We start from the raw sequence: 13,572 nt of genomic DNA, 5'->3' as shown, positions 1-13,572 counted from the left end.
CTTGTTATGAAGGTTGGGGCTTTTTTATTTCATTATCATAGCTCTAAGACTTAGTGATCATGCCTGTAGACTTGACTTCGCTTGGGTTAAAATTGAATTGCTTTTTAAACGCTTTGGCGAAGTGGCTCACATTGCTGTAACCCAAGCGATTAGCAACCACCCCGACGGGCAGATGTTGCGTCTTTAGTAGTGTCATTGCCTGTTGCATGCGTTCTTGCTGAAACAACCCATATATACTTGTACCAAAGCATATCTTAAAGCCTGTTTTTAATTTAAAAGTATTGAGACCACTTGCTCGCGCCAGCTGTTCTATCGTGGGTGGTTGGTCAAGGTGTGCAAGCAGTAGGTCCCTAGCTTGGTACAGTTTTTGTCTGTCCGTTGCATTAAGTTTGCTTTGCACTGGTGTCATGCCTTGAAATAAAGATATGAACTCCAAGCTTTTCGCTTCAAGCCATAAATTAGGCCGATTATGTTGAGCGTGTGTTAGGGCATGAAATAAAGACAGTGCAGTGGTATGCATTTCTACACTTTTATAACCTGTTTCAAATAATGGTGTGGCTGCCGATTCTGTGCTTTCAGCAGCCATATAGCAGGCAAGTTTTTCTGGATCAATGATAACGGATAAATGTGCAAACTCACCTTGTTGGCGCATATAACCTTCACGTTCACCATTGGATGCACGACCTAAACTCCCAGTTCCCGGTTTAACTGAGAAAGCTTTTTGCCTATCTCCCTTCAACTCGAATTCTACTCCTCCCTTAAGCCAGTATGAAAAATGCATTGTTTGAGAGTCATCACGAACATGTCGCTCAACAATTTCCTCACATTCTCCTGACCAGGTTAGCAGCTCAATGCCGGAAGGTAGTTTTTGTAGCTGTAAATGTTGGTGTCTGACACCTTGTTCTAACTGACTACTATCCATGCTAGATCCAGACATAAAAATACCTTTTGGAGTGAAAAAAATACCAAATGGAGCACTAATTAGAATTGATAATTATTATCATCTATTTACGACAAAAGTCCACTTTTTAGGAATCTTTATCATGCGTTATATATCAAAGCCCCAATGCTTTCTTTTGCTATTGATCGTTAATTTTAATGCTAGCCATGTTTTAGCAGAAACGGCTTTGGCTCCTTTAACTGTCTATGGGAGCAAAGTGAATTCAACGGAATTTGACACCCCTATATCGAGCACGTCATTAGATGTTGGTGAGTTAGAAAGCAAAGGGATTGATGATCTGGAAAAAATTGTTCAAGAAGTGCCTAACCTGTACTACACAAGGTTTAGTAAGGGCGCCACTGCCATCACTATTCGAGGCTTAGGTTTTGCTGATGATGAATCTGATAGTGTTGGCACCAGTGTGTTTGTAGATGGTGTGTCGGTTGGTGCAGCTGTACTTGATAGCCTTATTGATACAGAGCAAGTTGATGTATTGCTTGGGCCGCAGAGTATTTTGTACGGCCAAAATAGTATGGGTGGCGTCATCGCAGTTAAGACGATAGATCCGTCATTCGATGAGGATGGTTATGTTGAATTGGGAGCTGCGTCGAACAACACACGTAAAATACGTGCTGCAAAAAGCATTTCTTTGTCTGAGCGTACAGCATTACGTGTAGTGCTTGGAGACGAAAGTTCGGATGGCTATATAACGAATACTAAGCTTGAACGTGATGATAGCGCTGATTACTCAAGCCAATTAATGCGATTAAAGTTACTACACGAGGATAATAATGGTGGTGAGTGGCGTGTTGGCCTGCATCATATCGATAACAAAGGCGGTAACGACTATTTTAGTGGTAAAGCGTTATCAGATAAGTATCAATCACAGGCTAGTGACACTGGTATAAACAACACTTTATATACCCTACTGACATCCGAATATATAGGTGATATTGACGACAACACATTAACGGTTAATGCCGGTGTTAGTAAAAGTGAATGGCAGTACTGGTTACCAAAGTCGCTCTTTGGTGGGACTTCAGGGTTTGATATGAAAACCCAGCAGGCTAGTGTGGAAGCTCGTTTACAAGGTGAAGAGCAACAATATGATTGGCTTGCTGGCGTTTATCTAGATCACTACTCACGACAAGCTCCTTATACGTTCGATCTTAGCCCCTATTACCTTAGTCAAACTCATTCCGATGTGACGTCCAATACGCAAGCAGCATTTGCCGAACTAGGTTGGTTGTTTTCCCCATCTTGGCGTTTGGCTGGTGCTGCTCGTTTAGAGCATAATCAAAGATCAATGGATTGGTCTCTTAAAACATTAGGCGGTAGTGTTACCTATTTGGATGATGTTGATGAAAGTGAAACGGTTTTGTTACCTCAATTAACTTTGTCTTATTCTCCTAGTGCCCAGCATTATGCATGGAGCAAAATAAAGAGAGGTTATAAGCATTCAGGCTTTAATATTTTTTCGACAAACTCTTCTGATGCGGCTAATGGGTACGATCCAGAGTTTGCTAATTACTTCGAGGTAGGATATCGCTACCGCTCACCTAATAATGTATTTGAGTTTGGCTCTACAGCTTTTACTACTAAAATTCATGATCAACAAGTAATTGTGAAAGGAAATAGTGGTCAAACATTGACCGACAATGCCGCTAAATCTCACAATACTGGACTTGAACTTAATGGTAAGTGGTTGATTAACGAGACAACAACTATTGCCCTGATGACTGGTTTTGTTGAAGCAGAATACGATGATTATGTTTACGAAGGAACGGACTATTCAGGTCGTCAATTTGCGAGCACACCAAAGTACAGTATTGGTACTGCTATCTCTTGGAAACCCAATAAGAGCTGGGCGTTAGGTACTCAAGTTACGCGTAATGCTCGATCCACCCTATACCCCAATAGCGAACAAACAAACTCGCCTTATACCCTTGTGAATGCTCAGGTGAATTATTATCAAGATGGCTGGATCTTAGGGGTTTATGGCACTAACTTGCTTGATGAAAGCTGGTACACACGTGGGCTTAGTAGCAGTGGTAATGATTACTATGTTTCAGCTCAACCTCGTGAAGTGGGTATGAGAGCACGTTATGATTTTTAATCAAAGTGTTTCATCCGATAGCCGATTAAGTTATCAAGACAGTGCTCTGTTACTGGTTTTATTTTTTTCTCAGGGATTGCCAATGGGATTAGCTTGGCTAGGCTTGCCTCCATGGCTTAGACAGCAGGGCTATTCAGTAGAAACCATTGGTTGGTTGGGAATAGCCTTGCTGCCTTGGGCGGTTAAGTTTCTTTGGTCTGCTTACATAGAGAGTCGTTGTATTCGCTACGGCAATGGTCGTGTTCTTGCGCTTATTCAGTTGGCTGCTAGCCTTTCGTTTTTGGCCCTCGCGTTCATTTCGGGCAGCCATGCAACATTATTAATTATGGCTGTATTACTGGCTAATGTGGTTTGTGCAACACAAGATATTGCAACAGATCGTTATGCTATAAAGAAACAAGGTACAGAGCAAAGCGCACAGGTGAGCACTTTGCGTTTTGTTGGGTTTACCTTAGGAATGTTAGCTGGGGGACCTGTCTTTCTCATTCTCATCGAGCCCCTGTCATGGACATTTTTTCATGGCATTTGTGCCTTATGGATGTTTGGCATTGCTTGGCTTTCATGGCGGGTTGTTACTACCGATGTAGCGCTTTTATCGATTAGTACTCGAGCAAAGGTGTCGTTACGGCAGTTCCTAGCGCATCAGCCTAATCGTTGGAAAGTGTTGGGGGTAGCGCTGTTATTCAAAGGCGCCACAGGCTTAAGCAATAATATGATACAAACCAGTTGGGTGGACAGCGGGTACAGCTTAGATCAAGTGGCACAGTTATCGACGCTTAACTTGGTATTGTTGGGCATGATAGGAGCGCCAATTGGGCATTATTTAATTAGAAAAATACGCGTATCTGCCTCTAAATTGATCTTATTTGGTGGTATTTTTCAGGCACTTGTTATTGCATTGCTGGGTTTAAGCATCGATTCGGAGAATGAATGGAAGCTGTTTGGTTTAAGTCTTATGGTTATATTGCCTGCGGCCTTAGCCATACTTGATGGCATGGTATCTTTAACTTGTTTGTCACTCTTTATGAACTGGTCAAAAGGGGCTCAGCCAGGTACTGATTTCACCATCTTTCTAAGTGCAGAAAGTCTGGGGACAATTGCCTTTTCTATTTTTGCAGGTAGCTTAGCTGGGCTATTGGGTTACAGTTCGCACTTTTTGCTGAGTTCTGTTTTAGTTTTTTGTGCCGTATTTTACATTTTCAATGTAGTGAAAAGTATAGGGAATGGCATTAATGAGGCTTGAGGACATCAATACTCAAAGTACCTACGCTTTTTTATGGTCGCTGATTAAAACTGAACATAAAGCTTTCACCTTAGGACTGATAACTGCCATTCTTGCTTGTGGTGCTGAGGTGGCTGTTTATTTCATTGTCTTTTTTTCAGCCCAAGCGGTACTCGACAAAGATAGCCAAGAGTTGTTTTGGCTTGCCGGCGTTATAGGTCTGTTGATCATTAGCCGATTGGCGTTAATGAGTGGCGCTTATTGGCTGTGTCACCTTGCGGCTTATCGTATTGTACAAAGAGTGCGTGAGTTGTCCGTGCGTCAGCTAGCACGAGCGCCGTTGGCAGAATTAACTAAATGGCACCGATCTGATCTTGAAAAGCGGGTTCTTAGAGACAGTAACCGTTTGACCCTGTTGCTTGCCCATTATGGTGTAGAAACCCTGAGTCTATTACTGCAGCCTATTTTATTCATTGCCTTAATTGGTTGGTTAGATTGGCGCTTGGCGCTGGTGGCATTGGCGCCATTACCTATCGCCCTGTGGTTGCAGGTGCATATTATGAAAGCCTTTCCGGAACGCCAAGTCTTATACAATCAAAGCGTTGCACGCATAGACAAAGCGGTATTCGATTTTGTTCAAGGTGCTTCTGTTCTAAAGCAGTTCTTGAAGGATCAGGACTCTCTGCAGCAACTAGATACCGCTATTCACACACATCATGCCCTTCTACAGACCTACACTCGACAATTGATACAAGGCTGGACAAGCTTTACTACAGTATCACGATGTTCGGTATTTTTTGTCGTTCCTTTTGGTGGGTGGTTGTGGAGTGGACAACAAATCTCCGATATGGCATTTGGGTTAACAGTCATATTAAGCTTGGCATTAATGAAACCTTGGTTGCTGGCTACACAAATGTTCGGGAAGACTATGGAGGCACTTGATGCTCTTAATCAGTTGTTACCCCTTTTAAATATTGTTGAAGAAGTCTCTGAAATGCATCCTTCCCCGACGCAGTTTACTCTTTGTGCCGACCATTTAACGCTAGGATTAGCAGACCGAGTGTTAATCAATGATCTTTCTTTGGAGTTAAAGCTTGGTATGCGCCTTGCTGTCATCGGAGAGTCCGGCTGTGGTAAGTCTACGTTTGCGCAGAGTTTAATGGGGATGATTGCCCTAAAAAGTGGTGCTTGGAGGCTAGATAACGTCTCACTTCAAACATGCTCGGCACAGCAAAGAGCACAGTGGATCGCTATGGCTGCACAACAGACTTTTCTTTTTCGTGGTAGCTTGCGAGATAATTTGCTGCTGGATCGAATTAACTCGACTTCGCAAGAGTTTGTAGATCGCGTGCTTCAGGTTTGTGAGTTGACGTCAGTTATTGAACAGATGCCACAAGGTTTGGATACCGATGTAGGTGAGGCAAGCCGATTACTTAGTGGAGGAGAAACACAACGTCTTGGCCTAGCTCGTGCTCTGTTAAGAAATACACCTATCCTTATTTTAGATGAAGTTACCGCTCATTTAGATACTGTTACTGAGCTGCGGTTATTGGATAATTTATCGCAAGCCTTCCCAAATCAAACACAAATCATTATTTCCCATCGAGCCAATGTTCGTGATTATTGTCATGCCACTTTGGAATTACCGAGTACAACTTTCCAACAGCATTTTTACCTCGAACAAGTGGAGGTTTAAATGTCATATATTTATAAACTCATCAGAAACAACCAGAGTGTGAACCGTATTGTTTTACTTGGTTGGGTATTACGGGTAATGGAAGAGCTGGTCGACCTTGTTCCTGTTGTGATGTTTATCTGGATGGTTAATCAAGGTGATGTATTTAGCCTTTTACAAATAACGGCCCTTTCTGGCCTTTCTATTTTTGCTCTACTCCTTAAGTTTGCCTTTGCTCAAGGTGGTTATTTTAATTTTGTTGGTGCGTATCAATCGACAAATCAACTACGTGTCACATTATTAGATCGGTTACGACGTCTCCCATTAAATCTATTATTAGGTAAGCGATCTGGTCAGTGGCAGCACCTTTTCACAACCCAATTTAAACAGTTTGAAGAGGTTTTTTCACACTTGCTTGCGGATATCATCGCACAGCTTATGTTGTTTATTGCGTTGATAACAATACTGGTTTATTTACAGCCAATGCTGGCGTTAGCCACCCTTCTTCCATTACCAATTGCATGGCTTTGCTATCGCCTATTGAGTCAATTTTTCACACCAAAAATCACTGCGGATCATCATGAACAAGCATTGGCTAGCAGCCAACTATTTGAATATTTGCAAGGGCTCACTATGCTTAAAAGCTATGCTGTGACGGATTTGCTATTAGAACCATTGGTTATGCGACTGCAAATATTACGTCGTTCAGGGCTAACATTGGAAAAATCTGGAGGCATCGCGAGTCAAGTTCCCAATCTGATTAGCCAATTTGGACTTGTTGGTTTTTTGGTGATGAGTGGTTGGTTGATCTCTAATGATGTTTTAGCCATTCAGACATGGGTTTTTACCGCACTTATTGCGCTGTATCTGATGCAAGTTCAACACACACTCAGTATGTTGTTGCCAGAATCAAAAGTACTTTTGTCTTCAGCTAAAGCGTTGTATGACATTCAAACTTTGCCTAACCAAACTATTGAAGGGAAAGGTGTTTCATATGGAAGATTCGTATTAGATCATGCCTCGTTTAACCATGGCCTTGAAACGGACACATTGCACGGCCTGTCGGCCTCCATTAATGAAGGCCAATTTTGCGCGATTATTGGCCCTTCTGGCAGTGGTAAAAGTACCTTACTTAATTTGTTAGCTGGTTTTCAGGCTCCTTCATCAGGGAGTATTACCTTGGGAGGTATTGATATAGCAGATATAGGTACTAAAAACCTGTATCAATCGTTACTTCATGTTGGTCAGCATGTTCAGTTATTTAGCGGTACCATACGAGAAAATCTCTTAATTGCCGATAGTTTGTCGACAGATAACGCATTAATATCTGTTTTGGAGGACGTTGGGCTACATCAATGGTTTACTAACTTACCACTTGGTTTGGATCAGCAAATCGGCGAGAACGGTATGTATCTCTCAGGAGGCGAAAAGCAACGTTTGAGCATTGCCAGAGCATTATTGCGTCGGGCGGATATTTTACTGCTGGATGAACCTACATCGGCGTTAGATAGTGAAACCCAAAAGACGGTGTTACAGAGTCTGCATAAGGTTTATCAGAATAAAACCATTATTATGGTGGCCCACCGTCTTGATACCATAGTGCAAGCGGATCAAATAATATTGATGGAATATGGCCGCATCGTTGCTAAGGGCTCTCATCAGGCGTTGCTTAAGAAATCACGTTTATATCGGGATATGTGGCAATATACGCCAGAATGATATTTTCAAGATCAAAGCCCTTTAAAGGATTCAGAAGATAATAGGAACAGAAAAAGTCTCACTCAATGATTTGAATGAGACTTTTTGGTTTAAAACGGTAGGTGATGTGTTCTAAAAGCGATTAAAGCGCCGCTTTAATGGTTTCCATGATCGGAGTGGTTGGACGGCCAATTAATGCGCTCAAGCTTTTGTTGTCGCTGTAAAGTCCGCCAATTGCAGCGCCTGCTTCTGAGTTAGCAAATAAACTTGCTAAGCCTTCAGGTAAACCTGCGCCCAGTAGCATTTTTTTGAACTCTGCTTCAGGGAGGTTTTGAAATACCACGGTTTTGCCGGAGGCTTCCGTAATGGCTGCGGCGTACTCTGTTAGAGTGAAAGCGGCGTCGCCTGCTAATTCATAGACCTTACCAGCTTGATTGTTGCTGGTCAGCACAACTGCAGCGGCTTCGGCATAGTCTGCGCGTGTTGCGGTAGAGAATTTACCATCCGCAGCACAACCTAATACTGCACCGTGCTCTAGTGCCATAGGTAAGCCCATTACGTAGTTTTCTGAGTACCAGCCATTGCGTAGCAATACGTGAGGGATACCAGACTCTTCAAGTAATTTTTCAGTTTCAAAATGCTCGTCGGCGAGTGCTAATGGTGTATTGTCAGCCTTTAAAATACTTGTGTAGGCGATAAGAGAAACACCGGTTTCTTTTGCGGCATTGATCACATTGGTGTGCTGAGGTGTTCGTTGTCCGATTTCACTTGATGAAATCAGCAGTAATTTCTCTACGCCGGCAAAAGCCTTCACTAAGGTTTCTGGTTGAGAGTAGTCGGCTTGTCGTACTTGTACGCCTTTCTCAGCAAGGTCTTTAACACTGTCTGGGTTACGAACCGCTGCGATGATGTTACTTGCCTCTGTCTTCTCTAATAGGGAAGCAATTACCAAACGGCCAAGTTGACCTGAAGCGCCTGTTACTAAAATCATTGTTTTCTCCTTTGAGTTTTAAGTTGATAGGGCTACAATAAACCACTAACAAACTTTTAGTAAGTACATACCAAAAGGTAAGTATGGAGAAAATTATGGAAGAAAAAGTCAACTTGGTGAAAGAGGCTCTTTCAGAAAGGTATCGTCGTGGTGATGTTTTATCAGACCAATGCCCTGCCCGTGAGGTTTTAAAGCATATATCAAGCCGTTGGGGCGGATTAGTGCTGATCGCCCTTCACGAAGGTGACACATTTCGCTTTAGTGAACTACGCCGTATTATTCAAGGCGTTAGTGAAAAAATGCTGGCTCAAACCTTACAGGTATTGGAACAAGATGGTTTGGTTTTACGTACTTCTTTTCCTGTTGTGCCTCCCCATGTGGAATACAGTTTGACAAAACTTGGTTCAGAAGCGGCTGTGCATGTCGTCGGCTTGGCTAATTGGATAGAAGAAAATCTTTCAGGCATCCTTGCCGGAAATAAAGATTCAATAGAAGAAGCCCCTTAGTTCCCATGCTTTTATGAATTAGAAAGAATGCTTGTTTGCTTTGCTTTTTATTAGCAATATCACAAAGTACCCACCGCCAATGATCGCCACCATGGTGCCTGCAGCCAGTTGGTTGGGATATATTAGTGTTTGCCCTAGCCAGTCAGAGGCTTGTAATAAGGTGGCACCAAGTAAGGCGGATAAAGATAATTGAGCGACCACATGACGTGCTCCTAATAAGCTAGCTAAATGGGGAGCAACAATACTGACAAAGGTAATGGGCCCAACCAGTGCGGTCACTAATGAGCATAGGGCGGCGGCTAACATTAATAGCAAGATGAAGGCAGGCTTTACGGCGATCCCTCTTGCGGCGGCGGTAACTTTTCCCATTGACAGTAATGTGAGCCAGCGATGTAGGCTTAACGCTAATATCATCAACCCACAACTACAAAGCATCAAGATGATGGCCTGATTTGGTGTGACTCGATAGGTCGATCCGGCCAGCCAGCGAAGAATATCGAAAACATCCTCTGTACCTTTAATTAAAACAAACTGTACAAGTGTTTCTATCAGGGCAGACAAAGCCACCCCAGTTAGAATCATTGGCGCGGCGGCGAAGCGAAAGCGGCGGCCTAGCAATAACAAAAGTCCCAACACAGCCATACTGCCGGAGAAAGCCACAAGTGACCCCATTTCTCCTAAACGGATACCGAAAAAGGTACTGGTACCTATGAGGGCTAATATGGCTCCTGCCGACAAGCCTAATAAATCAGGGCTGGCTAAGGGGTTATGAATCAGTCTTTGTAAAATGACGCCTGAAACCGCCATCGCCGCACCCGCAAAGATACTGGCGGTGATTCTAGGCCAACGTAAAGGCCAACTTAGGTCATTTGGCCATTGCAACAGGTAGTTGTTTTGCTCGATGTGAAAGAAAACACCGAGCAAAATAAAAAGCAGGAATGCGGCCATGACGATGAAAATGCGCTCACGGCTTAAAGTCTGTTTCCCATGAAGCATTTGGAATACTGTATTGTCAGCTTGATTTAGCCGTTGTCGGATCAACCAAATTAACAGTGGCGCGCCAATTAATGCGGTTGTCAGCCCGGTTGGTACAAGAGTAAAAGTAAAGATGTTCGCCAGAATGGCTAAGTTATCAGCAGCAACTAATAACATGGCACCAAGTAAGCTTGAGAGCCAAAGTTCAAATGTGGCCGTTCTAGCGCCCAATAAACGCGCTAAATTCGGCGAAACCAAACCTAGAAAACCGATAATGCCAACCATGGTGATGGCGGCAGATAACATCCATAGACCTGACACCATCAAGATAAGAAACAGAGCCGTAACGTTTAAACCGCGTCCTGCCGCCGCACTTTGACCTAACTTTAACAGAGTGAGAGGCTTGCCAGCGTAAGCCAAAATGGCAATGCCAATTAGACAGTGAGGCCAGAGCCAATGGACTTTCTGCCAGCCATTTTGACTCAGATCGCCAGCGCCCCAAATGAACAAGTTTTGTGCGTATTGGTCGTTGAGCAAGATTAACGCCGTAGTAATGGCACCAAATAATAAGTTAACCGCCATGCCTGCCAGTACGATAGACAGCCCAGTAAGCTGTCGTATACCACTGATCAACAAAACTAAACCAAGTGCAAGAAGTGACCCGATCATGGCGGCCATGGCTTGATAATGGGCTTGCCCTTCTGGCCAGACAATGGCGAGAATAATTAGCCCCATCCAAGCGCCGCTGGATGTCCCCAGCGTCACGGGAGACAACAAGGGGTTGCGTGTTAATTGCTGAATGACACTACCAATTAATCCCATAGCAGCGCCAACTAATAACGCCATGGCTAGCCTAGGCAAGCGAGAAAACGCCCAATCCACTTGATCGAAGTCTTGAGTGATATTTCCCTGAACAATGGCCCACTGTGTTGCAAAGGTCAGTGGTGAGTCCGTTTGTAGAAACGAAAAGACCAATAAGGTGAATAATACAATTACGACGAACGGTATCAATAAAGAAGATCGGTTCATTGTGTACGTGTTACTTTTAATAAAGCCTCAGTAATGGATTCAGCTAGGTATTGCAGAGACATAGCACCACCATATGTCCAGGTTGATTCAATGGAAGCGACCTTGCCCTGTTGAACAAACGGCATGGCTTGCCATAAAGGTGATCTGTTGAGTTTGTCTTCTTGATAAAAGGGTTGGAAGTACAGCACCGTACCCTGATTAATGGATCGTAGGAACTTTAGACGCTTTTGTATAATACCCCATTGGCTACTTTTCAATGAGATTGCGTTCTCGATACCGATCGCTTCTAACGCATATTGTGGCATAGAGTTATCAACGTATAGATAAGCCGATGTCGTGTTGGCGAAGCGCATGGTGGTGACTTTTGGTAAGCCATCTGGAAAGGCTTTATTAAGCTGGTTTTTTAGTCGTTGATAAGTGCTTTCCCGTTGTTGTAATTTGACCTCGGCCTGTGCCTTTCTATCTAGCAAGGTCGCAATGCTTAGAAACACTTCATCGGCTTTGGTGGCATTATTGTGATCGGCACGGTAGGTATCAAAAAATATCACTGGCGCGATTTTTTCTAATTTTGGCTTTATGTCTTTTAACGTTGTGGTGATTAAGATGACATCAGGCTTTAACTGTGCGAGCTTCTCGAAATTTGGTTCTGCTCGACTGCCAATATCTTGGCTGGTGGCAGGAATGGATGGCTTACTGACCCATTCCTTATAAAGCGTTATTTCAGGGACGGCGATAGGTGAAACCCCTAACTCTATAACATTTTCGGCCAGTTCCCAACTTAACGCGGCTACACGTTTTGGTGGCTCTGAAAAAATGCTTTCACCCAGATCGCCTTGTATTCGAATCTCGGCGTGCCCTTGCATTACCCAAGTGCAGGCGATGAAGAGTATCGCTTTAAAATCTCTCTTTTTCTTTGAAGTAAGTACTAACATACAAGCGCCACCTTGCTGCTGTTGTCTGGGTGTTGGATAAGCGACATGGGGATGCCGTAAAGCGCTTCTAATCGGTCTGGCTGCATGAGTGCTTCTGGGGAACCTTGGAAAAAGCAGCGACCTTGCTTCATGGCAAAAATGCAGTCGGCGTAGCGTGCGGCAAGATTAATATCGTGCAGAATAATGACCATCCCTTGTCCTGTTTCTTGATTGAGCTTTTTCAGTAAGCTCATTAACTCGTATTGATGGGCAATGTCTAACGCTGATGTCGGTTCATCAAGCAGTAAAACGGGTGATTCTTGCGCTAATAACATGGCAATCCATGCTCGTTGCCGCTCTCCTCCTGATAAATCTTCGACAAATTGATTCGCATACTGATCTATTCCAACCTGCTCTATTGCAGACTCTATGATGGTATGGTCGTCTCTTTTTAACTTTCCCCAGGTACCCCGCCAAGGAAAGCGACCCAGTTGAACGAGCTCACGCACTGTGAGTCCAGAGGATATCGGCAAGCTCTGAGGTAAAAAGGCAATATTCTGTGCCAGCTTGCGTTGTGAGAAGCGACTTAATGACTGGCCATTGAAAGTAATCTCACCTTGGTCAGGAGAAAGTTGACGAGCGAGGCATTGCATCAGCGTGGTTTTGCCTGAACCGTTGTGACCTAGAATTACACAGACTTGATCGCTTGGTAACTGTAAGTTTGGAATGTCGAGAATTTTTCGATTGTTGCGTTCGACGAGCACTTGGTTTAATTCAAACATGAAGTACCTTTTTTACTTTTCAACGCTCTGGGGCAGTTGTTACACAGTTCGCCATCGTTACGACGGAAGTGTAAGCAGCAACTACGACGAAGAAAGGTTATTTCCTCTGCACCCTGATTGAGTCGATTTAATGGATCTGTCGTTAAATCCAAATGTTTGGCCCACAAACGGTATTCTTTTTGAATATCAGCAAGCGTTGCAGGGGGCGTCGCAGCAGCTACCATTACCATCATTATTTGATCGGCTAATAAGCCTTGATATAGGGCTTCTCGTCCACCAAATTGCTTTAGGTGAGCGGTTTGTAAGGCGTCAAATAAGATTTTGAGTCGTTCTGCGGTTTGTTGAACTAATGCTTCATGGTTGCCTGAAAGCCATTTTCCATCCGGTAAAGCGTATCCTGCGACATAATCTTGTTGCTGCTTTTGGTGTAATTTGCCTAAATTTTCTGGAACAAGTTTCAGATGATAAACACAAATTAGTGCCAAATATATCGGCTGCCAGCAACTTAGTCCCCAAGACCTTACACGCCAATAAGGCGCACCCGCTTCCGGGTGAGCCTTATTCAGTTCGAGATGCAAACTTGCTAAGAAAGGTTCAGCACAAGCCGCTGATAAAAGCTGACTACTTTCTTCTAAATCAGTATCTAGCTCACTTCCTTGTAACAGTGCTAGATACTGTTCGCTCTCTGAGAAAAGATGGTGTAAAGGTTCTTCCATCGTATTTATGG

11 protein-coding genes are annotated in these 13,572 nt (G+C 43.6%); 5 read left to right on the top strand and 6 right to left on the bottom strand.

Features of this window, described 5'->3' with window-relative positions; all coding sequences use genetic code 11:
• Positions 1–43: 43 nt before the first annotated feature.
• Positions 44–937 carry a helix-turn-helix transcriptional regulator gene (locus tag I8J31_RS01630; RefSeq protein ID WP_199466442.1) on the bottom strand — a complete coding sequence of 298 codons (894 nt, stop codon included), beginning with the start codon at positions 935–937 and terminating at the stop codon, positions 44–46.
• 106 nt (positions 938–1,043) lie between these two features.
• Between I8J31_RS01630 and I8J31_RS01625 the strand changes: the two genes are divergently transcribed.
• From I8J31_RS01625 to I8J31_RS01610, 4 genes are read left to right on the top strand one after another with little or no spacing between them, the layout of a single operon-like run.
• On the top strand, positions 1,044–3,056 hold the full coding sequence (locus I8J31_RS01625; protein WP_199466441.1) for a TonB-dependent receptor: 2,013 nt from the start codon (positions 1,044–1,046) through the stop codon (positions 3,054–3,056).
• On the top strand, positions 3,046–4,299 hold the full coding sequence (locus I8J31_RS01620; protein ID WP_199466440.1) for an MFS transporter: 1,254 nt from the start codon (positions 3,046–3,048) through the stop codon (positions 4,297–4,299). The genes I8J31_RS01625 and I8J31_RS01620 overlap by 11 nt, the downstream gene beginning before the upstream one ends.
• Entirely contained in the window at positions 4,289–5,974 is a 1,686-nt protein-coding gene (locus I8J31_RS01615; protein ID WP_199466439.1) for an ABC transporter ATP-binding protein, read from the top strand. Before I8J31_RS01620 ends, I8J31_RS01615 begins: the two co-directional genes overlap by 11 nt.
• The gene (locus tag I8J31_RS01610) at positions 5,975–7,672 is read left to right on the top strand and encodes an ABC transporter ATP-binding protein (protein ID WP_199466438.1); all 1,698 of its coding nucleotides are present in this window, start codon (positions 5,975–5,977) and stop codon (positions 7,670–7,672) included.
• Positions 7,673–7,793: 121 nt separating this feature from the next.
• Here I8J31_RS01610 and I8J31_RS01605 read toward each other — a convergent pair whose 3' ends face one another.
• Positions 7,794–8,642, bottom strand: a complete 849-nt coding sequence (locus I8J31_RS01605) for an SDR family oxidoreductase (RefSeq protein WP_199466437.1) — start codon at positions 8,640–8,642, stop codon at positions 7,794–7,796.
• Between the two features lie 95 nt (positions 8,643–8,737).
• Between I8J31_RS01605 and I8J31_RS01600 the strand changes: the two genes are divergently transcribed.
• The gene (locus tag I8J31_RS01600; protein WP_199466436.1) at positions 8,738–9,148 is read left to right on the top strand and encodes a winged helix-turn-helix transcriptional regulator; all 411 of its coding nucleotides are present in this window, start codon (positions 8,738–8,740) and stop codon (positions 9,146–9,148) included.
• Positions 9,149–9,166: 18 nt separating this feature from the next.
• Here the strand turns inward: I8J31_RS01600 and fhuB are convergent, their stop codons facing one another.
• Genes fhuB through I8J31_RS01580 form a run of 4 tightly spaced genes read right to left on the bottom strand, consistent with a single transcriptional unit; the run spans position 9,167 to position 13,561 of the window.
• Positions 9,167–11,152 carry a Fe(3+)-hydroxamate ABC transporter permease FhuB gene (fhuB, locus tag I8J31_RS01595; protein ID WP_199466435.1) on the bottom strand — a complete coding sequence of 662 codons (1,986 nt, stop codon included), beginning with the start codon at positions 11,150–11,152 and terminating at the stop codon, positions 9,167–9,169.
• The gene (locus I8J31_RS01590) at positions 11,149–12,084 is read right to left on the bottom strand and encodes an iron-siderophore ABC transporter substrate-binding protein (protein ID WP_199466434.1); all 936 of its coding nucleotides are present in this window, start codon (positions 12,082–12,084) and stop codon (positions 11,149–11,151) included. The genes fhuB and I8J31_RS01590 overlap by 4 nt, the downstream gene beginning before the upstream one ends.
• The gene (locus I8J31_RS01585; protein ID WP_199466433.1) at positions 12,078–12,845 is read right to left on the bottom strand and encodes an ABC transporter ATP-binding protein; all 768 of its coding nucleotides are present in this window, start codon (positions 12,843–12,845) and stop codon (positions 12,078–12,080) included. The genes I8J31_RS01590 and I8J31_RS01585 overlap by 7 nt, the downstream gene beginning before the upstream one ends.
• Positions 12,833–13,561: a siderophore ferric iron reductase gene (locus I8J31_RS01580; RefSeq protein ID WP_199466432.1), complete on the bottom strand. Its 729-nt coding sequence runs from the start codon at positions 13,559–13,561 to the stop codon at positions 12,833–12,835. The genes I8J31_RS01585 and I8J31_RS01580 overlap by 13 nt, the downstream gene beginning before the upstream one ends.
• Positions 13,562–13,572: the final 11 nt, after the last annotated feature.

Source organism: Marinomonas transparens (genome assembly GCF_016463975.1).
Lineage (GTDB): Bacteria > Pseudomonadota > Gammaproteobacteria > Pseudomonadales > Marinomonadaceae > Marinomonas > Marinomonas transparens.
This window is presented reverse-complemented; position numbering and strand designations above follow the sequence as displayed.